This window comes from Streptomyces sp. NPDC003393 (assembly GCF_053589015.1).
Window position 1 is genome coordinate 261,063 of sequence record NZ_JBSFRB010000001.1, and the last position, 22,351, is coordinate 283,413.

Here is a 22,351-nt window from a genome sequence, read left to right on the forward strand (position 1 = left end):
TACTGAATACCGCTGCCCGGACATTCGGTACCGAGCGAGTGTGCCTCACATCAGCGCCGCGACGTCGGCCTCGGGCGGCGCGAGGGCCTGCTCGGACCAGATGGTCTTGCCGCAGCGGCCGTAGCGGCTGCCCCAGCGGAGGCTGAGCTGGGCGACGAGGAACAGCCCGCGTCCGCCCTCGTCGGTCCAGCGGGCGCGGCGCAGCCGCGGCTGGGTGCTGCTGGGGTCGGTGACCTCGCAGACCAGTACGTCGCCGCGGATGAGCCGCAGGCGGATCGGGCCGCCCGCGTGACGCACCGCGTTGGTGACCAGTTCGCTGACGATCAGCTCGGTGGTGAAGACCAACTCGTCCAGCCCCCAGTCGGTGAGCTGACGGGCGGCGGCCTCCCGGGCCGCGGACACGTCGGCCGGCGTCGCGGGGAACTCCCAGCTCGCCGTGGACTCGGCCGGTACCGCTCGGGTACGGGCCAGCAGCAGCGCGATGTCGTCGCTCCGCCGGCCGTCCGGGAGGGCGGCCAGCAGAGCGCGGCCCGCCTCGACCAGTGACCGGCCCTGCCCGCAGGACGCCGCGAGGCTCTCCGTCAGCCACCGCAGTCCGCTCTCGACGTCGGCGTCGTCCTGCTGGATCAGGCCCTTGCTGTACAGGGCCAGCACACTGCCGGGCTCCAGATCGACCGTGGTGGTGTCGAACGGCATGCCGCCCACTCCCAGCGGCGGCCCCGCGGAGACGTCGACCACCTTGACGGTGCCGTCGGGCCGGACCACGACCGGGGGCGGGTGACCGGCGCTCGCCAGGTGGCACAGACAGGTGACCGGGTCGTAGACGGCGTACAGACAGGTGGAGTCCACGCGGCTCTGCGCGTCCGACTCACCGGCCAGTTGCCGCACACCGTCGTCGAGGTGGGTGAGGAGTTCGGTCGGATCGAGTTCGAGGTCGGCGAGCGTGCGGACCGCGGTGCGCAGCCGGCCCATGGTGGCGGTGGCGTACAGGCCGTGGCCGGAGACGTCACCGACGGTGAGGGCCACCCGGAAGGAGGGCAGCGGGATCACGTCGTACCAGTCGCCGCTGATGCCGGATCCGCCCTCGGCCGGCCGGTACAGACCCGCCGTCTCCGCCGCCGGGCTCTCGGTCGTGGCCCGGGGCAGCAGCCGCTGCTGGAGGGCGAGCACGGAGCGGCGCTCGCGCAGGTAGCGGCGGGCGTTGTCGACGTTCAGCGCGGAGCGGGAGGCGATCTCGGTGAGCATGTCCACGTCCTGCTCGTCGAACGGGTCCGGCTGCTCGGTGCGCCACACCGTGACCGTGCCGAGGACCAGGCCGCGCGCGAACAGCGGAGCCCACAGGGCCGAGTGCCCGCCGTCCGGGACGAAGTGTCTGACCTGCGCGGGGTCGTCGAACTGCCGGGCCACGGTCTCCGGGCCGAAGACGGCGGCCCTCCCGTCCTGGAGCTCCCGCAGTTCGGCCGTCGCCAGCACCGGGGGCACCGTCGCGCCCGGCTGGAGGAGGACGTCGGGATAAGGGCCGACGGCCGAGGCCACGGCGACCCGCCGCAGGTGCAGGGCACCACCGCCGCGCAGCCTCGGGGGCTCGTCGCCGTGCAGCACCGCCTCGGCGAGCGAGACCGTCGCCAGGTCCCCCAGGGCCGGAACCAGGACGTCCACCAGATCCTGCGCGGCTCGTCGGGGGTCGAGGGAGCCGCCGATCCGGACGGCCGCCCGTTGCAGCAGATCGAGTTCGCGGCGGGTCCGTTGCAACGCGAGGGCGTCGACGTAGAGCGCGAGGACGCCTTCCGGGGCGCCCGCGGCGTCCTCCACGCGGAAGGCCCAGAGCGACACCCGCTGCGGCGGGCCGTCGCCCGCCGGCCGCAGGTTCACGGCCTGCCCGGTCAGGGGCGCGCCCGTGCGCAGGACGCCGCGCAGCGCGGCCTCGCCGGCCTCCGCGTCCTGCGGCGAGAGCACGTCGCCCAGCCGACCCCCCGGAGGCGGGGCGGCACCCGGCAGGCCAGGGGCGAGGTTGCTCCGTACGAGGGTCAGGTCCGGGCCGTGCAGGGCGATCCCCAGGTGCTCCTGGGCGAGCAGGGCGCGCAGCGTGCTCGCGCCCTGCTCCCAGTCGTCCGCCGCTCGGGCGGGCGCCATGAGCACCACGGACCGGTCTGCGGTCTGGAGGTCCAGTACCCGGAACGTGACGTCGACCGGCCCGTCGGTGCGATGCCGCAGCCGGGCACGGCCCTGCGTGGGAAGGCCCCCGTCGTCCGCGCCGGGGAGCGCCTCGGCGAACAGCGCCCGAAAGGGCCGCCCGCGGACGTCGTCCGTGGTCCAGCCCAGCAGGTCGCACGCCGCCCAGGACCAGCACAGCACGGTGCCGTGCCCGTCGAGCACGGCCGCCGCGATGCCGGCGAAGGAGAACACCTGCTTACGGTACGTCGCTCACGGCACCGCGCGCTGTCCACGGCGGGCCCGCCCCGGTCACCGACGCTCTGCCGCATACGGCGGTCGGACCGCTCCGACGGCCCCTCGGGGAGGAGCGTGGAGTGGTGCGCGGAGGCATTTGATGTGTCGTACATGTAGATGCATAATGCGGCTATGCATAAGCGGGTTATGGACCCCGGACCCGTCCCTCCGGGCGCGTCCGCGGAGGACCTGGTGATCGCTGTGGAGCAGTTGGTCCGGTACGTGCGCCAGAGCGCGACCGCCGGCAGCCTGAGCACCGCGGCCTCGTCCACGCTGGGCCGGCTGGGACGCGAAGGGCCGCAGCGGCTGACCGAACTGGCCCGGGCGGAGAACGTCTCCCAGCCCAACATGACCCAGCTCGTCACCCGCCTGGAGCGGGCCGGGCTGGTCCGGCGCACCGCCGATCGCACCGACGGCCGGGGAGTGCTGGTGGAGGCCACCGACACCGGTCTGGAGGTGTTCAGGCAGCGGCGGGCCGAACGCGCGCATGCCCTGCGGCAGCTGGTCGAGGAGCTGTCCGAACCCGAGCGGCAGGCGGTGCGGACCGCCCTCCCCGCGCTCGCCCGCGCGATCGAGGGCCACCGGGAGCGTCCCTGACCGCACTCCGCGCACCCACGTCCCTCACCCCGTCCCCTCACAGCACCGTCCCTCACCCTGCCCCCCACGGCACCGTCCCCGTCGTCACATGACTGGAGCAGAAGCGGTAATGAGCACACCGCACGAGAAGACCGCCAGCCCGTTCAGGCAGCCGAAGGCCGTCTGGGCCGTGGCGTTCGCCTGCGTGATCTCGTTCATGGGCATCGGTCTCGTCGACCCGATCCTGCCCGCCCTCGCGGAGAGCCTGCACGCCACGCCGAGCCAGGTCTCCCTGCTGTTCAGCAGCTACCTGATCGTCACCGCGGTCGCGATGCTGTTCGTCGGCTGGTTCTCCAGCCGGTTCGGCGCCAAGCGCACCCTTGTCATAGGCCTGGCCGTCATCGTCGTCTTCGCCGCCCTGGCGGGCTCGACGGACTCCATCAACGGCATCGTCGGCTTCCGCGCCGGCTGGGGCCTGGGCAACGCCCTGTTCATCGCCACCTCCCTCGCCGTCATCGTCGCCTCCGCCAGCGGCGGCTTCGGCGGCGCGATCATCCTCTACGAGACCGCGCTCGGCCTGGGGATCGCCGTGGGCCCGCTGCTGGGCGGCGAACTGGGCGCCATCAGCTGGCGCGGCCCGTTCTTCGGTGTCGCCGTGCTCATGGCCATCGCGCTGGTCGCGACCCTCGCCTTCGTGCCCTCCCTGCCCAAGCCGAAGCGCCCGACCTCCCCCGTCGCCCCGCTCAGGGCGCTGCGCCACCGTGGCCTGCTGACCATGGGCATCATGGCCCTGCTGTACAACTGGGGCTTCTTCACCATGCTCGGCTACGCCCCCTACCCCATGAAGCTCAACGCCCATGAACTCGGGCTCGTCTTCACCGGCTGGGGTCTGCTGGTGGCCGCGTTCAGCGTGTTCGTCGCCCCGCGCCTGCAGGCCCGCTACGGCACCGCCCCGGTCCTGTACGCGAACCTGCTCGGCCTCGGGGTCGTGATGGCGGTCATCGCCGCCGGCGTCGCCACACCCGCGGTGGTCATCGTCGCGGTCATCGTCAGCGGCGCCTTCATCGGCATCAACAACACGCTCACCACCCAGGCCGTCATGCTCGTCTCCCCGGTCGAGCGGCCCGTGGCCTCCTCCGCCTACGGTTTCCTGCGCTTCATCGGCGGCGGCCTGGCCCCCTACGTCGCCGGCAAGCTCGCCGACGCCACCGACCTCAGCGTCCCCTTCTACCTGGGTGCGGCCACCTTCCTCCTCGCCATCCCGGTCCTGGCCAGCGGCCACCAGTTGCTCCGCCGGGCCGAGACGCAGCCCGAGGAGAGCCGGCCGGTGACGCCGTCGTTCACCGCGATCGGCGCGCCGATCGCCGACGACGTGCCCCCGGTCGTCGTCGCCGTCGGCGCCCACCACAGGGCCGCCGAGATCGTCGACGCCGCGGCCCGCCTGGCGCGCGACACCGGCAGCCCGCTGGAGGTCGTCCATGTCCAGCAGACGGCCGTGGTCGAGGAGCAGGCCGCCGACACCGAGACCGCCGATCAGGCCCGGGCCGCCGTCACCGCCCACCTGGACCGGCTGGCCGCCCACGGCGTCGCCGCGACCGGACAGATCCTCAACAGCGTCGGCGACCACGCCGCCGCCGGCCGGGCCCTGGCCCGGCACGCCGAGCAGGTGGGTGCCCGCGTCATAGCGGTCGGCCGCTCACCACGCGGCCCCCTCGCCCAGTTCGCCGACGGCAGCCTCACCACCGCCCTGGCCCACTCCGCCCGCTGCACCGTCGTCCTCGTCGACGCCGATCACCTGCCGCGGCAGCTCACCCCGGACGCCCTGGCCGAACTGCGCGACAGCGCGGCCTGAACCGTCCGGATTCGGCCGTCCCACCATCCGCCTCGGCCGTCTCGACGACACACGCGCGCCCCGGCGCCCGCCCTCAGCGCAGGGCCGCTCGCGGTGCGGCCGCTCGGGAAGCCGGCGGTGCGTCAGCTGGTGTGCACCGCCGCGTTCGCGCAGGACGGCGACGGCACCGCGGAAGTGACCGTCCAGGGCGAGGACGGCGCGCTGCCCGCCGCCCGCTGCTGAGTCCTCAGTGGCTGCCGGGGCGGCTCAGGAGATCGCCGACCTGGCGACCGACGATGTCCCACGCGGCGTCCGGCAGCTGGCGGAGCGCCGTGCCACGCAGAGTGCGGAGCACCGGCCCGGCGTCGGCGCCCGTGCCGGTGGCGCGGCACACGGTGCTGCCGCTGAGCACGTCGTAGCCGTCGCGGACGGCGACATGCAGGCGGTGCCGTCCACCGCCGTCGTCGTGCAGGGCGCCTGCGACGACGAGCGGGGGCGGTCCGCCCGCCTCACCGGGCAGTTTGCGGTAGGCGCTGGCGATCGGCCGGCGCCAGCGCAGGGCGAGCAGGAGCGGACGTTTGGCGGTCACCTCGGCCAGATCCGTCTCGTGCGGCCCGTCGGACTCCAGCACCGTCGCGCGGGCGTCGAGGACCAGGACCGCGGGCAGCAGACAGCGCAGCGTGCTGCCGACGATGTTGCCGCCGACCGTCGCCGTGCGGCGCACGGCCCCGGTCCCCACCGAGCCGGCGGCCCGGCGCAGCACCTCCGGTATGCGGTCGTCGATCCTGTTCAGCACCACCGCGGCGCCCAGTGCCTCCGATCCGATGACGTTGGCCTCCGGCAGGTCGCGCAAGGACATGGCCCGCTCGGGGAAGCCGTCGCGCTGCCAGGCGGCCCACACGAGTGTCGCCCCGCCGATCGGGACGGCGGCCTCGGCCAGGCATTCCTGCGCTTCGGTCACAGACGTGGGAAACCGCAACAGCACCTCGACCGACCTGCCTTCCACGGGGAGTTGGACGGTGGACGGACGGGCTCTACCGGTACCGGCGCCCGCCGACAGGGCGCATCTTCGCCGCCCCGGTGGGGGCGCGTACAGGGCTCACACGAGCAGGCCGTGCACCGCCCGGCCGGACACCCCGCCCGCTCGGTCACCGCCGGGCCGGATGGGACGCTTTCGGGCGTACCGCCTGCACGATCCTGTCCGGCGAGGAAGACCGCCATGGCGGCCGGGGCCGGCCGGCGCTTCGACGCCCTGGTCCGGGCGACCGCAACGCAACACGGGCCGCTCAGCGGCACCCGGGCCCGGGGGTCACGGGGTGACGATCGCGAAGTCGGGATCGGGGGCGACGAGGTGTCCCAGGAGTTCGGTCAGCCTGCCGATGTCGCCGGTGACCTCGACTGTTGAGCGGTGAGGCGTGCCAGATCGGCATGCGGATCAGGAACCGCTCGTCCCGGCGGAGGGGGATCGCGGCCGCGGTGTACACGGCGGTCAGTGCGATGCCCCGATGGGTGTGGCCGCAGCCCTTCGGTCTTCCCGAGGTGCCCGACGTGTACAGGATCTGCGCGATGTCACCGTCCGGTCCCGGCTCACCGGTCCACGGCTCGGCCCGCGCCACCAGGGCCTCGAACGCGTCGGCCGGGAGACTGCCGGCGTCGGCGTCCGAATGGCTCACCAGCCGGCTCACGTCCGCGTCCGCCGAGGTCGCGCGCTCGCCGATCTCCGCGTCCACGACCGCGAGCCGGGCCCCGCAGTGGCGCAACTGGTGTGCCGCCTCGGCCGTCTGGAGCTTGGGGTTGACCGGCACCAGCGCGGCGCCCGCGTACCAGGCGCCGAACGCCGCGAACAGGAAGGCAGGGGTGTTGTAGGTCATCACGGCCAGCCGGTCGCAGGCCGGCGTCCCGCAGCACGGTGGCGGCACGCCGGGCCTGCTCGGACAGCTCGCGGTAGGTCCACCGACGGTCGCCGTAGACGACGGCCTCCTTGTCACCGGCCGAGCGAACGGCACTGTCCAGCAGGGCACTGAGGTGCATCACGTTCTCCTGACGAGCCGGGCCGGCGGAACCGGCCGTGGCCAGAAAGTCTGAATAATGGTTCACTTCTTCCATGGCGTACCGCAAGACCCCGGCGGAAATCCGCCGACTCCAAGCCGCCCGCGAGCACCTCGTCGTGTGTGCCACCCAGGTGGTCGCGGAAGTGGGCTGGTCACAGGCGTCCGTGACCGCCGTGGCCGACGCGGCCGGCATCGCGGCCGGCTCGGTCTACCAGCACTTCCCCTCCAAGGCCGCGCTCGCCGTGGAGGTGTTCCGGCGGGCCGCAGGACACGAGGTCGACGTGCTCGGTGAGGTGCTGCGCGGCCCCGGCACCCCCGTGGAACGCCTCAGCCGCGGTGTGCGGGTCTTCGCCCGCCGGGCGCTGGAGAACCGGGGGCTGGCCTACGCCCTGCTCGCCGCCCCCGCCGAGCCGGCCGTCGGCGCCGAGCGCCTGGACTTCCGCCGCCGCTACCGGGCGCTGTTCGCCGAGGTGGTCGAGGAGGGCATGGCGCAGGGCCTGCTGCCCGCGCAGAACGCCGCCGTCACCGCGGCCGCGCTCACCGGGGCGATCGGCGAGGTCCTCGTCGATCCCCTCGCCACCACCGACGACAACAGCACCGAGGAACTCCTCGCCGATCTCATCGCCACCGCGCTGCGCTGTGCCGGCGCCCTGCCCGCGGAGCCCACCACCTCGTCCCGACCGGAGACCACCCCGGCGTGACCCCGACCCGACGTGACCCCGGCACCACCCCCTGACCGCGCATCCCGGAGGACCCACGATGACCACGAGCACCGAGCCCGCCGCGACAGCCGTGCCCCGCAGCAACCCCACCGCCGTGACGCACGAGGTGACCAACCAGCCCCCGCCGCTGTCCGGTCACGACCTCGCCGACGACGCGGTGCTCCTCGAGGCGGTCCGCAGGGAGGGCGCCGAGTGGCACCTGGACGAGCTGCACCGCCTGGGTCGTCTCGCCGGCAGTGAGGAGGCCCAGCTCTGGGCCGACCAGGCCAACCGCCACGAACCCGAGTTGCGCACCCACGACCGCTACGGCCACCGCGTCGACGAGGTCGAGTTCCACCCCGCCTACCACCACCTGATGAACTCCTCGGTCGGCGCCGGCCTCGCGGGTGCTGCCTGGGCCGACGAGCGTCCCGGCGCCCATGTGGCCCGCGCCGCGGGCTTCATGCTGACGACCATGCTGGAGCCGGGACACCTGTGCCCCATCTCCATGACGTACGCCGTCGTCCCGGCCCTGCGCCACTCCCCCGACCTCGCCGCGACGTACGAGCCGCTGCTCACCAGCCGCGTCTACGATCCCGGCCTGCGCACGCCCGCCGACAAGCGCGGCCTGCTCGCCGGAATGGGCATGACGGAGAAGCAGGGCGGCACCGACGTGCGCGCCAACACGACCACCGCCGTCGAACAGCCCGACGGGACCTGGCGACTGCGCGGACACAAGTGGTTCACCAGCGCGCCCATGAACGACCTGTTCCTCGTGCTGGCCCAGGCGCCGGGCGGACTCTCCTGCTTCCTCGTCCCGCGGGTGCTGCCCGACGGCAGCCGCAACACCTTCCGCATCCAGCGGCTGAAGGACAAGCTCGGCAACCGCTCCAACGCCAGCAGCGAGCCCGAGTTCGACGACACGGTGGCCTGGCTCGTCGGCCCCGAGGGCAAGGGTGTGCGCACCATCATCGAGATGGTCACCATGACCCGCCTGGACTGTGTGCTCGGCTCCGCCGCCGGCACCCGCGCGGCCCTCGCCCAGGCCGCCCACCACGTACGTCACCGCGCCGTCTTCGGCGCCAAGCTGATCGACCAGCCCCTGATGCGCAACGTCGTCGCCGACCTCGCGCTGGAGTCCGAGGCCGCCACCGGCCTCGCGCTGCGGCTGGCCGGCGCCGCCGACCGGGCGCAGCGCGGCGACGCGCAGGAACGGGCCTTCCTGCGCCTGGCCACGGCCGTCGCCAAGTACTGGGTGTGCAAACGGCAGCCGGCCGCCGTCGCCGAAGCACTGGAGTGCCTGGGCGGCAACGGGTACGACGAGGCCTCCGGCATGCCGCGCCTCTACCGGGAGGCCCCGCTCAACGGCATCTGGGAGGGGTCGGGCAACGTCAACGCGCTGGACATGCTGCGCGCGCTCACCCGTGAGCCGGAGTCCCTGGACGCCTTCCGCGCCGAGGTCGAGGCCGCCGCCGGGGCCGACCGCCGTCTCGACGCGGCCTGGCGCGCACTGCGTGACGAACTCGCGCCCACCGAGGACGCGGCGCTGCGCGCCCGCCGGGTCATCGAACGCGCGGCGCTCGTCCTCCAGGGCTCGCTCCTCGTGCGCCATGCCCCCGCCGCCGTCGCCGACGCGTTCTGCGCCTCCCGTCTCGCCGGCGACCGGGGCCTCGCCTTCGGCACGCTGCCCCCCGGGACGGACTTCGCGGCACTGCTCGCACGTCTGCCCCGCTGACCGCCCGGCCGTCGCGGGCCCGCTCCCCTGCGGGGCGGGCCCCGCCGTTTCCGTGACAGCGGGGGGAGTTACTGTCGCGGGGTTCGTGCCCTGCTCCAGCGAGAACCCCCGCGAGGTGTCACCGTGAGCGCAGAGAACGCCGGAAACGGCAGTCGGCCGAAGGAACTTCCGTACGGACTGCCGTTCGTGGACGAGCACCGGATCGTGGTCGCGGCGGACGCCGCCGCAGTGTGGCGGACGCTGGCCGGGTCGGCCGGGCGGCCGCGTGGCGGGCTGCGTGAGGCGTACGCCCGCCTCGTGCGGGCGAGGCCCGCGGCCGTGTCAGGACCGGCGCTCCAGACGGGGTCGACGCTGCCGGGCATGCGGGTGGTGGAGTCGGTGCCCGGGCGCCGGGCCGTCCTGGCCGGTCGCCACTTCTACGCCCGGTACGCGCTGGAGCTGGAGTTGGAGTCCGCGTCGGAGCAGCCGGGAACGGTGCTGCGCGCCACCACGTACGCGGCGTTCCCGGGACCGCTCGGCTTCGTCTACCGGCAACTGGTGATCGGGTCGGGGGTGCACGGGAAGCTGATGCGGCGGCTGCTGGCCGGCCTGCGCGACCGTACGGAGCGCGGCCTTCGCGTTCCCGTGCCCCCGGGTGCCCGTCAGGTCAGTACGGGCCGTTGACGTTGTCGATCGAACCGTAGCGGTGGTAGGCGTAGTTGCACGCGGCCGTGATGTTGGCGACCGGGTCGTAGATGTCCCACGAGGTGCCCGGCACGTGGTACGCCTTGAAGGTCGGGTCGATGACCTGGAGGAGGCCCTTGGACGGGATGCCCTTCGCGGCGTTGGAGTCCCAGAGGTTGATCGCCTTCGGGTTGCCGGAGGACTCACGCATGATGTTGCGGTAGATGCCGTTGTACGAGCCCGGGATCCCGTTGGACGCCATGACGGCCAGCGAGTGCCTGATCCAGCCGTCCAGGTTGTCGGGGTAGGCCACCTGGCTGGTCGAGGCGGGCGCGGCCTTCGCGACCGTGGAGGATTCGGTCTTCGCGACCGCGGCGGACGCGGCCTTCGCGACCGTGGAGGATCCGTCGGGCAGGGTCAGAACCTGGCCCGGGTAGATGACGTAGGGGCCGGCGAGGTGGTTGGCCGCAGCGATGGCCTGCCAGCCGCCCGGCACGTCGAGGGAACGGGCGATCGCGGCCAGGTGGTCGCCCCGCTGGACGACATAGGTGGTCGCGTCGGTGTTCGCGTCGGTGGACGAGGCGGCCGGAGCGGCATCCGCGGCCTGGGCCGAGCCGAGCGTGGCCGTGCACGCCAGGGCGAACGAGCCGGCGATGATGGCGCTGCCGGCGGAGAGACGACGTGCTCGGCGCGGGCGGTGGGCGGCGTGTCTGGGCATGGTGCGTCCTTGGGTCCACGGATTGCATGGCCCGCAGCTGCCGATCCCCCTCGGCAATTCACATCGCATTTCGTTCGCGGTGCGCTGCGGCTGGGACATTGTTAGCCGCAGATCAATAAGTGGACAATAACCCTCTTTACTAAGCGGGATAGTTGCGGAGGGGTACCCACCTACGGTTTGCACTGCAAGTTGCGCCAGTTAAGGAACTATTCCTTCACTAGGCCGGATCGTAAGTGAATTGCATCACGCCGATCGACGGGTATTCCCGATCAACGCGGGAAATAATTACCATTTTTCTGGATCTTATGCCACAATGGTGGGCAAAACGGTCAGTTGATGAAATGCCCACTTATATTCCACATCCGCATGTGGGACGCGCGCCTTGCCTGCGCCGCGCCGTGCCCGTCGAGGAAGCGCAGCAGCACAGCCGCCTCCGCACGGAGCCGCACGACCCGGCCGGCGTGCCCGGGTTCCGTCAACTGTGCGGAGGCTTCCGGTCGTTCGACGGCCTCGGCCCGCACGATCTCCCACCACGCCGTGCTCGCTCGGCTCACACCGGGCCACATCGGTGGCGCCGGGCCCGGCCGGTGACTGTTCGTGGGCCGGTCCGCGCGATCCGGCCGCGTCCACCGGCACCGCCTCCGCGTTGTCGAGCGCGGCGAGCGTCGCACGCAGGGCGCTCACGGCGGCCTTGCCGCGGGCGCGCATCGCTTCCGGCAGGGCTTGGCGCATGCGAACACAGAGGGATATGCGTGGACCCTGTGGCGGTGCCCGGGCGCCCCACAAAGCAATACCCCTCAATCGCCCTTGAAAGCACGCCGATTGCCCTTCGTCCCGGCGCGGAAGGTAGACGCGGGACCGGGGCGGCACATGGCACCCGTCATAAGATCATGGCGTCCCCCGGTGGCCCGCCCGCCGGGCCGACCGGACAACGCACCCGAATTCGGATGCGCGGCACCGCCGGTGCCTGCCATGCTCCGGTCCCATGCCCGCACGACGCGTCAGACCCGGCCGTTGCATCTCCGTCGACATCGAGGCCGACGGGCCGATCCCGGGGCCCTACTCGATGCTGAGCCTCGGCGCGGCCGTGGCCGGCACCCAGGACGCCGACGGCTTCACGCCGGCGGACCCGGAGGAGCACACCTTCTACCGCGAACTACAGCCGATTTCCGACGACTTCGTCCCGGCGGCGTTGGCGGTGAGCGGCCTGGACCGCGACCGCCTGACGACCGAGGGCGCCGAACCGGCGGTCGCGCTCGCCGAGTTCAGCGCGTGGGTGCGCGAGGTGAGTGCCGGCGCGCAGCCGGTGATGTGCGGCTACCCGGCGTCGTACGACTGGACGTTCCTGTACTGGTACCTGATCCGCTTCACCGGCGAGAGCCCCTTCGGGCACTCCGGCTGCCTGGACATGAAGACGCTGTACGCCACCAAAGCCGGGCTGCCGCTGCGGGCCGTGGCCAAGGGCACGATGCCACGACACCTGCTGTCCCGGCGCCGGCACACCCACCACGCCCTGGACGACGCCATCGAGCAGGCGGAACTGCTGGCGAATCTCCTGGCGTGGCCGGGCCCCGGCGAAGCGGCACCGGTATCCGGCTGACGTCTTGACCCCGACCGGCGGCCGGGGTCTCCGGCGGCGTGCTGCTCCTGCTCGCGGTTCGGATGGCCCTCGAAAGCTGACGAGGCCCGAGCCGGACCGGGTGACGTGCTCACCTCACCTTTCGTGACACGCTCTCGCTGGGATGAGCGCGGGCGGGTCAGGCCGGCGGCCGGGGCAGCTTCCAGTCCTTCCGGACGTACTGGCTGATGTGCGCCTCCGGATGGCGCCGCAGGTAGTTCTGGTGCTCGGGTTCCGCTTCCCAGAACGTGCCGGACGGGACGACCTCGGTGACCAGCTTCCCGGGCCATGATCCAGACGCTTCGCAGTCCTTGATCACCGCCTGCGCGACGCGCCGCTGTTCCTCGTCGAGGTAGAAGATGGCGGACCTGAAGGTCAAGCCGATGTCGTCGCCCTGCCGGTGCACTGTGGTGGGGTCGTGGATCTGGAAGAAGAACTCCAGAATGCTGCGGTAGTCCGTCCCGGAAGGGTCGTAGGTGACCTCGACCGCCTCCGCATGGTTCCCGTGGTTCCGGAATGTCGGTTTCACCACCTCACCGCCGGTGTAGCCGACACGGGTGCCCACGACACCCGGGAACCGGCGGAACAGCTCCTGCATGCCCCAGAAGCATCCGCCCGCCAGCACCGCATACTCCCTCGCCGGAACCACGTCGCGTTCCCCCTTCTGTGAAGCTGTGAAGTCGGATCCGGCCGAGGCCGCCCGACACGAGACCGGCATCGACGGGCGGGGCCCGCCGCGTCGCCGGATCGCGGATCCACCCCAGGGCCTCGACCCTGGGGCTCCGGACCCAGCGGCCGGTCAACCGTTAGCTGCTTCCGTGGCGGACTCCTTACCCGGCGTCCGCGGGTGCCGGGCCCGCCGGCCGCCGGGGCACACGCGTGCCTGCACCGGTACAGCGGTGGTGGCGAGCCGGGTAACCCGGGCATGACACAGCCCTGAGCGACCGACGGCTGAGCCCGAGGGACACCCGGGCCGGTGGTGCTCAGAACGCGCGACCGCTCGGCGTGAGCCGAGGGCCCGCCCCGGGCGACGATGCCGGATAGACGCCCAGTCGACACCGGGCCGCTTGAATGGCCTCGTCCCGCCCGCGCCGTCACCGAGGCGCCGGCACCCCGATGTCGCGGGGCTCCGACGGCATGGAGGCCGTAATGACTTCACCAGACGATTTCCTGCCCGCCGAGGACCTGAGCGCCTCCAATCCGCTGCGGTCGCAGGAGGAGTACGACGAGGACGAGCTGGGAGAGGACGTCCTCGACCGGGGTTACTCGCCCGCCAACGCGCCTCTGGCCGTCAACGACTGGGGCGTCACCGCGAGGGAGGGCGCCTCCCACGAGGACCTCACGCACCGGCTCAGGCGCGAGCTGCCGGAGGTCACCGCGCGGGACGAGGGCGACGGGCTGGGCGACACGATCGGCACGGACGGAGAGCTCATCGACGACCAGGTCGGCGACGAGCGCGCGGGGCGCCTCCTCGGCTGGGACACGGACGTCGTCGCCACGGGATACGACGGCGACGACTACTGGGCGCGGGACGTGGGCGTCGACAACGGGGCCGCCTCCGCCGAGGAAGCGGCTGTCCACGTGGTGCCCGAGACCCGAGAGAACCTTTGAGGGCGTGGGAGGGCGCGGGCCTTCGCCACCGGACTGTTCTCCCGCCGTCGCGACCGGCGGGAGAACACGCCTCACGCCGGGCGCGAGTCGCTGGTCGGAATGCACCGGAAATCTCACCCGTGCAATCCCGGGATGTACGCACGAGGAAAGAAGAAGCAGCGACTGAGCGTAGACGTCCGGTAGATGACCCCCGTGGTTGGCTTGAGTGCACGAGATGACCTGGGGATTGAAGGCAATGCACTCCACGGATTTCAGCAGAACATGCCGCCCGGCTTCGAATGGAGATTCCGGAACCGACGGCAGCACCCCGACGGCAGAGCCCGCCGAACGCCGAGGGCAACTCGACCCGGAGTCCGCCGCCTGGGTGGACGCGCTCCAGGACGGTCACGGGCCGCAGTACGAACAGGCTTGCAGACGGCTGCACGAACTGCTGGTGCGGATCGCCATGGACGAGGCGTTCCGCCGCGGTCCCCGTCACCGGATCACGGGACCCGAACTGAACGACCTCGCCCACCAGTCGGCCGCCGATGCCCTGATGAGAATCACGCACAAGATCCGGGAATTCCGAGGCGACGCCAGATTCACCACATGGGCGTTTCGATTTGTCGCACTCGAAGTGTCCAGCAAGCTGGGCCGGCATTTCTGGCGTGCGCCGAACGCGTGGTTCGAGTCGGAAGACTGGGCGCAGGTGCCCGACTGCTCCGGAGCCGACCCAGTCAGCCACTGGCAGGCCCGAGAACTGGTCGAGGCCATACGCAACGCGGTCGAGACCGCACTCAGCGCCCACCAGCGGAAGGTCTTCACCGCCGTCGTCAACGGGGTCCCCCTGGAAACGCTCGCCGGCGAACTGGGGACGAACCGCAACGCGCTCTACAAGACCATGTTCGACGCCCGCAGGAAACTGCGGGCCCAGCTGATCGCCGGCGGGCATCTCAGCACCGCGGGCTGACGCGGCGGCGGCCCCGTCGGCCCGGGCCGCGCCGCCCCACCGGGCTCGCACCGCCGCACCGCACGGGGGACCCGGGCGCCGTCGCCGTCCCTGAGGGCTGTCCCGCAAGGAGGACCGGGCGGTCACGAACCGACCTTCTCAAAAGGCCGGAGGTAAGATTGAGCAAGCCGCGGACGCTCATTTCCGAAGAGGCCCACAGGGCCGCCCCGGACCGACAAGGACGGCGAGCACATGGCGCTCATCTCTCGCGGTTTCCACGGCCGAAGGCCACCGGCAGGCACGAAACTACCGCCCGGACAGTACGAGACGACCGGCTTCCCGGTCCTGTCGGCCGGGCCCACGCCCCGCATCCCGAAAGACGACTGGAAGCTCTCCGTGACCACGGAGTCCGGGAAGCAGCACGTGTGGGACTGGGCGGGCCTGAGGGCACTCCCGGCGGAGTCCCCCACCGTGGACCTGCACTGCGTGACGAAGTGGTCGAAGTTCGGCACCGAATGGCGAGGCGTGTCCCTGGACGTTTTGCTCGCGGACGTGGAGACCGCCGCGGAGCACGCCCTCGTCACCTCGTACGGGGGCTACACCACCAACATGCCCCTCGCCGACCTGCTCGACGGCAAGGCCTGGATCGCCTACGAATACGACGGCAGCGACCTGGCGCCCGAACACGGAGGCCCCGCGCGACTGCTGGTCCCGCACCTGTACCTGTGGAAGTCCGCGAAGTGGGTACGCGGGATCGAGCTGCGGCGGAACGACACGCCTGGCTTCTGGGAAAGCGCCGGCTATCACAACTACGGAGACCCATGGCGGGAACAGCGGTATCAGGGAGACTAGGCGACCGGCTCCGATGGCGGATCGCCGAGGTGACGGACCGGCGCGTGGAGACGCCGACGGCCGTCACGCTGACGCTGGACGTGCCGGACTGGTCCGGGCACCTGGCCGGACAGCACGTGGACGTCAGACTGACCGCGGAAGACGGCTACAGCACCCAGCGCAGCTACTCCATCGCCTCCGCCCCCGACGGCCGGAGCCTCGAACTGACCGTCCAGCGCACGCCCGGCGGAGAGGTCTCGCCCTACCTCGTGGACGAACTCGTGCCCGGGGACCAGGTGGAGTTGCGCGGGCCGGTCGGTGGCTGGTTCGTCTGGAGGCAGCAGCAGACAGAGCCGATTCTGCTGGTGGCCGGCGGATCGGGACTCGTGCCTCTGATGTGCATGGTCCGCGTGCGCGAGGCGGTCGGCAGCCGGGTCCCCTTCCGGTTGCTCTACGCGCTGCGGACCCCGTCCGACCTGCTGTACCGCTCGGAGTTGCGCGCAGGGGCTCCGGGGCTGGACACGACGTACCTCTACAGCAGGGAAGCCCCCGAGGACGCGCAGCGCCCGCCGGGTCGTATCACCCCCGAGGATCTGGTCCGCGGTGGCTGGCCCCCCGACTTCGAGCCGACCTGCTACGTCTGCGGACCCACGGCGTTCGTCGAGAAGACGGCCGCCTACCTGGTGCTCCTGGGACATGCCCCTGAGCGAGTACGTACCGAGCGCTTCGGCGACAGTGGAGGTTGAGATGGCGTCCGTGGAGTCCGGCAGCCCGTATACGGACGATGTCCATGACGGGTATGTCGACGGGAACGCGCTGGCAGGACCCCTGTCCGAGGTCTTCGCCGTCGATGTGACCGCCGCGACCTGCCGTTGCGGTCACTGCGGCTGCACGGGCCCCCTCGCCTGCCTGCACGTGTACATGCATGCACCGGGCCTCGTCGCGCGCTGCCAGCAGTGCGGGAAGGTCGTGCTGCGTACGACACGGACGACAAGCGCGGTCTGGCTCGACATGAGCGGCGCGTCCTCGCTGGCGATTCCCTTGCAAGAGGCCTGACTTCCCGGGGCCGCGGCTACCGCGGCCCCGGGAATTCGAGCAGCCGGTCACGCGCGTACGCGGCTCCTTGCAGTCGGGTACGCGCGTGCATGGCTCGATCCGCGTGGTACGGCGCCCCTCCACGGCGGCGCCGGCAGCCCCGGCCGCACGCCGTCGGTCCCCGGCCGCGAGTCGGCCGGGGTGGTCACCGTCCTCGGCTACGGCGCGACCGGCATGGATGCCGGCTCCGGCCCGCTCTGCCGACGGGCCGGTTCGCCCCGGCCGAAGAACCCCCGCCCCGCCTGCTCCGCCGCGTACGCGGCCACGAGCCGGTTCCAGCTGTACCGGCCCGGGCCGATCTCCGAGACGAGGTGCGCTCGCGTGAGGCGGGACAGGACCTGACGGACCCGGCACTCGGGCCGTCCGGCCAGGTCCGCGACCTGGGATGCCGCGAACATGGGGTCCGGGCAGGCGCTCAGGTCGCGGAAGAGCGCGGCCGTTTCCGTGTCGAGCAGGCGGTAGGAGCGGGTGAGGGAGGCGCGGACGTCGAGTGCCTGGTCCTCGTCGCTCGCGAAGGCGTCCAGGGCGCTGAGCTCCGGTGCCTCGTACTCGTCGGCCAGGCTCGCCAGGCGCAACTGTGGTCGGTAGGCGGCGCGGGCGGCGACGTTGGCCAGGGCCAGGGGGAGCTGCCCGGCCAGCCCGATGATGCGGTCGACGGCTTCCGGTTCGGCCGCCGTCCTCGCCGCGCCGAGCCGGCGTGCGAGGAGGCTGCGTGCGTCCGTCTGGCTCAGGGGCGCGAGTGTCAGGGGAAGCGCCTGGTAGGCAGCGACGAGCGCGTGCAGTTGCATGCGGCTGGTGACCAGAGCCATGGAACCGGGGCCGCCGGGGAGGAGGTGCTTCAGCTGATCCGTGTCCCTCGCGTTGTCCAGCAGGACCAGCACCCGGCGGTTGGCGAGCAGGCCGCGGAACATGAGCCCGCGCGCCTCGATGGTCTCCGGCATGTCCTCGGGTCGGACCCCCAGGGAGCGCAGGAAGTCCTCGAGCACGTGCGCGGGGTCCCGTGGTTCGGTCTCCGGTCTCGCCGCCTGGAGCTCGGCGAAGAGCTGGCCGTCCGGGAAGCGGTCGGCCAGCCGGTGGGCGACGGTGAGGGCGAAAGCCGTCTTGCCGACGCCGGCCAGTCCGCCGACGGCGCAGATGGCCACGGAGGACGACGCCTCCGCATCGGCGACCAGGCGCTCGACCTGCTCCTGCTCCCACTCGCGGCCGACGAGGCTGGGCAGGGCGGCCGGGAGCTGGGCCGGGGCGTCGGGCGCGGGCGTCCGCGGCGCGTGCCTCGGACGGTCGGCGCGCTGCGGGAGCTGGAACCGTCCGGAGAGGATGCGCTCGTGGACCTGCCGCAGTTCCGGGGACGGGCTGACGCCGAGGCGTTGACGCAGCAGATGGCTGGTCGTGTGGTAGATGGTCAGGGCCTCGGACTGCCGGCCGGCACCGTACAGCGCGGTCATCAGGAGGCTGCATACGCGCTCTCGGAGCGGGTGCTCGACCAGCAGGGCGGACAGTTCCGCCGCGGCCTCGGTGTAGCGCCCTCGGTCGACTTCGCAGGCGAGCAGCTCCTCCGCACAGGCCAGGCGCAGCTCACCGAGGACACTGCGCTGCCGGCTCGCGAACGGCCCCGGCACCCCGGCCAGGGCCACCCCCTTCCACATGTCGAGGCCCTCGGTCAGCAGGCTCGCCGCGGACGCCAGGTCGCCGTTGCCGCGGGCCTCCCTCGCCTTTGCCACGGTCTCCTTGAACCTGTTGAGGTCCAGGGCCTCCGGCCGGATGCGCAACAGATAGCCGCCGTCGACCAGGCGCACGGAGCTGTCGCTCTGGTCCCCCAGCGCCTGCCTGAGCCGGTATACGTACGTGCGCACCGAGCCCGGGGCCGACGGTGGGGCCTCGTCGCCCCACACGTCCTCCACCAGCTTCGCGAGACTCACCGGCTTGCCCGCCCTGAGCAGCAGCGAAGCGAGTACGGCGCACTGCCTCGGCTGACCTGCTCCGGCCTCGACTCCCTGTCGGTGGAGCCGGACCGGGCCGAGCACGGAGAACTGGACGCCTGGGTGCATGGTGCGTACCGCCCTGAAAATTCTCGTGACGCTGAATGTGGCCGTCCGCGAAGGACGACTCCCCCGAACATACCGCAGAACGACTAAAGCTTCTGGACTAAATAGTCCCTTCTACGAGGCTACCCGACCATCGCGCGGGGCTCTCGCCCCCCTCTGTCGACCGGGGCCACCCGGGAGTGGGGCGGCGTACTGGGGTGGAGGGAAGAGCGCGCCCTCCCGCCGTCACACCGCGCCCTGCCGGCGCGGACGACGAGGTCCCTCCGGCACCAAGACCGCGACGCGGCCGTCGGCGGCGTCGGACCTGGACTTCTGGGCGCCGTCTCGCCTCGGAGAGGTCAGCGCTCTCCCGCGCCCTCCGCGGCCGGATCGTCGCCCTCGGCGGACAGGGCAAAGGCCTTGATGTGGCCGATCGCCATGTCGAGAGCGATCCGCATGGGTTTGACGTCCTGGGCCGTCTGCGCGAGGAGGTAGCCGCCTTGAAGGGCGGCCATGAGGCCGGTGGCCAGTTCTTCGGCGTCCGCATCGGCACTGAGGACCCCGGAGTCCTTCATGCGCACGAGCCCGGCCTCGAGCAGCCCCTCCCAGGACTCGAAGTGCCGGGCGATCGCCCTGCGCGCCTCTTCGTCCTGGTCGGCCAGTTCGCTCGCCAGGGAGCCGAGGGGGCAGCCGTACGCTCCGCTGTGGAGCGCGTTGCGTTCGATCACCGCGTCCCGCCAGCGCTCCAGCCCGCGGAGCGAGTTGAGCCGCCGTAGCAGCTGGTTCTGGCGTTCGAGCAATTCTGCGGCCTGCAACGCGACGACGTCCCGCACCAGCGCATCCTTGTCGGAGTAGTGGCGATAGAGCTGGGATTTGCTCGTTCCGCTGGCCGCTCTGACGTCGTCGAGGGTCGTGAGGGACACGCCCTTGATGTACATCATGTCGGCGGCGGCCCGCAGAATCCGCTCGCGCGTCACCCTCCCGCGCTCGGTGAGCCGGGAGCCGTTCTTGTCGCGCGCCTGTTCCGCCACATCGGCCAGATTACCGGTGTGCACGGTAGCAGGATCCAGACTGGACTTCAAAGTCCTCTTTCCGTCCTCCGTGGTGCGGTGGCCGCGATCGGCGACGGCGAGGTGCCGGACCACGGCGGCCACGGGTGCCGACGCGGCCGGCCGGGCCCGCGGTGCGGGCCCACTCCTCCCCCCGCCGGGGCGCGTCCGTGGCCGGACGGCCTCGGCTTGCGGGGCGTGGATCGGAGCGGACGCCGGAGTCGGCGCCCGCTCCGGCCGGCGGCTCCCCGTCCTCAGGCGGAGGGCGCCGTGCGCTTGGGCAGCACCCAGCCTTCGCGCGGGAAGTGGCATGTGTAGCCGTTCGGGTACGTGACGAGGTAATCCTGGTGCTCCGGTTCGGCCTCCCAGAAGGGGCCTGCCGGCTCGATCGTCGTCACGGCCTTGCCCGGCCACAGGCCCGAAGCGTCGACATCCGCGATCGTGTCGCGTGCGACCTGCTCCTGCTCGGGGGAGAGCGGGAAGATCGCCGACCGGTAGCTCGTGCCGATGTCGTTCCCCTGACGGTTCAGGGTCGACGGGTCGTGGATCTGGAAGAAGAATGCCAGGATGTCACGGTAGGTCGTCTGCGTGGGATCGAAGACGACCTCGACCGCCTCGGCGTGACCGGGGTGGTTGCGGTACGTCGCGTGATCGTTCTGTCCACCGGTGTACCCGACGCGTGTGCGCAGCACGCCGGGCTGCCGGCGAATGAGGTCCTCCATGCCCCAGAAACACCCGCCGGCCAGGACAGCCGTCTCGGTGCCCGGTTCCCGGGTGATCTGTCCGGTGTCGTGGATTCCGCTGGTCATGATGCGTGCTCCTCTGTACTGGTGGTCTCGGCCGTTCCGAACGGCGAGCGGCACTCGCCCTATTCCTGCGTCGCGGGCCCGAAGACGGGAACGAAGCGCGGCGCGACCGGGTTCACGCGGTTCCGCCGGCTTCCGCCGCCGGGACCGTCATCGCACACGCGCCCGATACGACTGCCGTCCTCGGTCACCCGCACCGCGCGGGTCGTCCCGAGCCGTCTTGACCGGCGCTGTCGATCAGCCGCCGCGCCGTCCGTGACCCAGCCCCACTTCGGACCTCTGAGTCCAGTATGGACCCCCATTCGCGTGAATGCGTACGGTAAGTTGGACTGAGTAGTCCACTTGAGCGCCCCTGAGGCCCGCTCCGGGGCGGGAGACGAACGAATCGAGAACAGAGCATGGAGTCATCACCGGCCGCCGTCGAGGTGCGCAAGGACGAGACCGCCCGCCTCTACGAGGCGCTGATCGAGGGCGAGGTCGTCGGCACCCTCGCTTACGAGACTACTGGCGGACGCGTCTCGCTCACGCACTCGTACGTGGACCAGAACCGCCGGCATCAGGGCATCGCGTCGGCCCTCGCGCGCTACGCCCTGGAAGACCTGAGCGGGGGGCAGGGCCCGGTCGGCGTCTATTGCGGTTTTGTCGCCGACTACGTCCAGGCCCACCCCGAGTGGAACGACACCGTCGACATCAACCGCTCGGCTTTCATCGCCACCCACACCGCGCGGGACACGAACAGCGGGCACTGACGAACCGACCACCCCGCCTCCCAGGCCCAGCGGGCCGTGACCGCGACGGTCACGGCCCGCTGGGGCTGGGGACGCCACGCGGTGGGGCCATGGGGCGCCGCCCGGCGTCCGTGCCGCGGTCAGGCCGCGGTGAGGCGCTGCGCGACTTCCTTGCCCTTGACGACGGCGTCCTGCAGGGCCTTGGCCCAGGACGCCTCGGCCAGGGGGATGAGCTCGGCCATCGCCGGGTTCGACGCGGCGGCGGTCAGCTCGGGAACGATGAAGTCGACGTCGAAGCCCATGTACTCGCCCAGGATGGACCGCAGGTAGTTCTGCACGTACTCCGACGACTCCCGGGGCGTACCCGGCGCGTAGGAGCCGCCCCGGCTGGCGACGACGGTGAGCGGGAGACCTTTCACGCTGGAGCCGTCACCCGTGGTGCGGTCGACCAGGAGCACATGGTCGATCCAGCTCTTGAGGGTCGAGGGAATCGTGAAGTTGTACATCGGGGCGCCGAGCAGCACGGCGTCGGCCCGCTCCAGCTCCTCGATCAGTTCCAGACGTTTGGCGAACGCGGCGGCCTGCTCCGGCGTCCGGGCCCCCTCGTCCACGAAGGCCGCGGTGAAGCCGTGCCCGTCCAGGTGGGGCAGCGGGTCCGCGGCGAGGTCCCGGTGGACGATCTGCCCGTCGGGGTGCTGTTCCCGCCACGCCTCACGGAACTTGAGCGCCACGGTGCGGGACTTCGAGTCGGTGCCGAAGTGCAATGAGGAGTCGAGGTGCAGCAGGGTTGCCATGAGGGGTTCTCCAGGTGCTCGGTCGTGATCTTCGCGGCTGCCCGCAGGAGCAGCACGCGTCCACAGTGCTGTCCGCCGTCGCCCCCACACAAAGCACCGATTAGCTACTAATGAAAAGTAAGTCAGGATGGTCAGGCGGTGCGT

At 71.8% G+C, this 22,351-nt stretch carries 20 protein-coding genes and 2 pseudogenes; 12 read left to right on the plus strand and 10 right to left on the minus strand.

The annotated features are described in order from the left end of the window. Positions 1 to 45 precede the first annotated feature (45 nt). Positions 46 to 2,406, minus strand: a complete 2,361-nt coding sequence (locus tag ACWDUZ_RS01170) for a SpoIIE family protein phosphatase (protein ID WP_451629644.1) — start codon at positions 2,404 to 2,406, stop codon at positions 46 to 48. A gap of 174 nt (positions 2,407 to 2,580) precedes the next feature. Between ACWDUZ_RS01170 and ACWDUZ_RS01175 the strand changes: the two genes are divergently transcribed. After that, entirely contained in the window at positions 2,581 to 3,045 is a 465-nt protein-coding gene (locus ACWDUZ_RS01175; protein WP_451629645.1) for a MarR family winged helix-turn-helix transcriptional regulator, read from the plus strand. 109 nt (positions 3,046 to 3,154) lie between these two features. Further along, positions 3,155 to 4,876 (plus strand): MFS transporter, encoded by a 1,722-nt coding sequence (locus ACWDUZ_RS01180; protein WP_451629646.1) that lies wholly within the window; start codon positions 3,155 to 3,157, stop codon positions 4,874 to 4,876. 226 nt (positions 4,877 to 5,102) lie between these two features. Here the strand turns inward: ACWDUZ_RS01180 and ACWDUZ_RS01185 are convergent, their stop codons facing one another. Both ACWDUZ_RS01185 and ACWDUZ_RS01190 read right to left on the minus strand, forming a co-directional pair. Beyond that, complete coding sequence (locus tag ACWDUZ_RS01185; RefSeq protein WP_451629814.1) at positions 5,103 to 5,840, minus strand: FAD binding domain-containing protein; 738 nt, start codon at positions 5,838 to 5,840, stop codon at positions 5,103 to 5,105. A 412-nt stretch (positions 5,841 to 6,252) separates the two neighbouring features. Further along, positions 6,253 to 6,886 (minus strand): annotated as a pseudogene (locus ACWDUZ_RS01190) (AMP-binding protein); the annotation flags it as partial. A 73-nt stretch (positions 6,887 to 6,959) separates the two neighbouring features. Here ACWDUZ_RS01190 and ACWDUZ_RS01195 point away from each other — a divergent pair. From ACWDUZ_RS01195 to ACWDUZ_RS01205, 3 genes are all read left to right on the plus strand, one after another. Then, on the plus strand, positions 6,960 to 7,607 hold the full coding sequence (locus ACWDUZ_RS01195; RefSeq protein WP_451629647.1) for a TetR/AcrR family transcriptional regulator: 648 nt from the start codon (positions 6,960 to 6,962) through the stop codon (positions 7,605 to 7,607). 58 nt (positions 7,608 to 7,665) lie between these two features. Then, on the plus strand, positions 7,666 to 9,342 hold the full coding sequence (locus tag ACWDUZ_RS01200) for an isovaleryl-CoA dehydrogenase (RefSeq protein WP_451629648.1): 1,677 nt from the start codon (positions 7,666 to 7,668) through the stop codon (positions 9,340 to 9,342). Between the two features lie 123 nt (positions 9,343 to 9,465). Beyond that, the gene (locus ACWDUZ_RS01205; RefSeq protein ID WP_451629649.1) at positions 9,466 to 10,005 is read left to right on the plus strand and encodes a hypothetical protein; all 540 of its coding nucleotides are present in this window, start codon (positions 9,466 to 9,468) and stop codon (positions 10,003 to 10,005) included. On the opposite strand, the gene ACWDUZ_RS01210 is transcribed toward ACWDUZ_RS01205, so the two are convergent. Next, entirely contained in the window at positions 9,989 to 10,723 is a 735-nt protein-coding gene (locus tag ACWDUZ_RS01210) for a LysM peptidoglycan-binding domain-containing protein (protein WP_451629650.1), read from the minus strand. The genes ACWDUZ_RS01205 and ACWDUZ_RS01210 overlap by 17 nt on opposite strands. 329 nt (positions 10,724 to 11,052) lie before the next feature. Further along, positions 11,053 to 11,431 (minus strand): annotated as a pseudogene (locus ACWDUZ_RS01215) (hypothetical protein). 277 nt (positions 11,432 to 11,708) lie between these two features. Here ACWDUZ_RS01215 and ACWDUZ_RS01220 point away from each other — a divergent pair. After that, positions 11,709 to 12,323, plus strand: coding sequence for a 3'-5' exoribonuclease domain-containing protein (locus ACWDUZ_RS01220; RefSeq protein ID WP_451629651.1), 615 nt, complete (start codon positions 11,709 to 11,711; stop codon positions 12,321 to 12,323). Between the two features lie 157 nt (positions 12,324 to 12,480). Here ACWDUZ_RS01220 and msrA (ACWDUZ_RS01225) read toward each other — a convergent pair whose 3' ends face one another. Beyond that, on the minus strand, positions 12,481 to 12,990 hold the full coding sequence (gene msrA, locus ACWDUZ_RS01225) for a peptide-methionine (S)-S-oxide reductase MsrA (protein WP_451629652.1): 510 nt from the start codon (positions 12,988 to 12,990) through the stop codon (positions 12,481 to 12,483). A 500-nt stretch (positions 12,991 to 13,490) separates the two neighbouring features. On the opposite strand from msrA (ACWDUZ_RS01225), the gene ACWDUZ_RS01230 reads away from it, so the two are divergent. From ACWDUZ_RS01230 to ACWDUZ_RS01250, 5 genes are all read left to right on the plus strand, one after another. Beyond that, positions 13,491 to 13,952, plus strand: coding sequence for a DUF5709 domain-containing protein (locus tag ACWDUZ_RS01230; protein ID WP_451629653.1), 462 nt, complete (start codon positions 13,491 to 13,493; stop codon positions 13,950 to 13,952). 214 nt (positions 13,953 to 14,166) lie between these two features. After that, a complete protein-coding gene (locus tag ACWDUZ_RS01235) occupies positions 14,167 to 14,901 on the plus strand; it encodes an RNA polymerase sigma factor (protein WP_451629815.1) in 735 nt (244 codons plus the stop codon). 231 nt (positions 14,902 to 15,132) lie between these two features. After that, on the plus strand, positions 15,133 to 15,732 hold the full coding sequence (locus tag ACWDUZ_RS01240; protein ID WP_451629654.1) for a molybdopterin-dependent oxidoreductase: 600 nt from the start codon (positions 15,133 to 15,135) through the stop codon (positions 15,730 to 15,732). Further along, positions 15,702 to 16,457, plus strand: coding sequence for a ferredoxin reductase (locus ACWDUZ_RS01245; protein WP_451629655.1), 756 nt, complete (start codon positions 15,702 to 15,704; stop codon positions 16,455 to 16,457). Before ACWDUZ_RS01240 ends, ACWDUZ_RS01245 begins: the two co-directional genes overlap by 31 nt. A gap of 1 nt (position 16,458) precedes the next feature. Next, complete coding sequence (locus ACWDUZ_RS01250; RefSeq protein ID WP_451629656.1) at positions 16,459 to 16,767, plus strand: DUF6510 family protein; 309 nt, start codon at positions 16,459 to 16,461, stop codon at positions 16,765 to 16,767. Between the two features lie 197 nt (positions 16,768 to 16,964). Here ACWDUZ_RS01250 and ACWDUZ_RS01255 read toward each other — a convergent pair whose 3' ends face one another. The 3 genes from ACWDUZ_RS01255 to msrA (ACWDUZ_RS01265) form a co-directional block, all read right to left on the minus strand. Then, positions 16,965 to 18,854, minus strand: a complete 1,890-nt coding sequence (locus ACWDUZ_RS01255; protein WP_451629657.1) for a BTAD domain-containing putative transcriptional regulator — start codon at positions 18,852 to 18,854, stop codon at positions 16,965 to 16,967. A gap of 335 nt (positions 18,855 to 19,189) precedes the next feature. After that, positions 19,190 to 19,885 (minus strand): TetR/AcrR family transcriptional regulator, encoded by a 696-nt coding sequence (locus ACWDUZ_RS01260; protein ID WP_451629658.1) that lies wholly within the window; start codon positions 19,883 to 19,885, stop codon positions 19,190 to 19,192. A gap of 248 nt (positions 19,886 to 20,133) precedes the next feature. Next, complete coding sequence (gene msrA, locus ACWDUZ_RS01265; RefSeq protein ID WP_451629659.1) at positions 20,134 to 20,688, minus strand: peptide-methionine (S)-S-oxide reductase MsrA; 555 nt, start codon at positions 20,686 to 20,688, stop codon at positions 20,134 to 20,136. A 395-nt stretch (positions 20,689 to 21,083) separates the two neighbouring features. Between msrA (ACWDUZ_RS01265) and ACWDUZ_RS01270 the strand changes: the two genes are divergently transcribed. Beyond that, positions 21,084 to 21,434: a GNAT family N-acetyltransferase gene (locus ACWDUZ_RS01270; RefSeq protein ID WP_451629660.1), complete on the plus strand. Its 351-nt coding sequence runs from the start codon at positions 21,084 to 21,086 to the stop codon at positions 21,432 to 21,434. Positions 21,435 to 21,553: 119 nt separating this feature from the next. On the opposite strand, the gene ACWDUZ_RS01275 is transcribed toward ACWDUZ_RS01270, so the two are convergent. Then, complete coding sequence (locus tag ACWDUZ_RS01275) at positions 21,554 to 22,207, minus strand: FMN-dependent NADH-azoreductase (RefSeq protein WP_451629661.1); 654 nt, start codon at positions 22,205 to 22,207, stop codon at positions 21,554 to 21,556. Positions 22,208 to 22,351 lie beyond the last annotated feature (144 nt).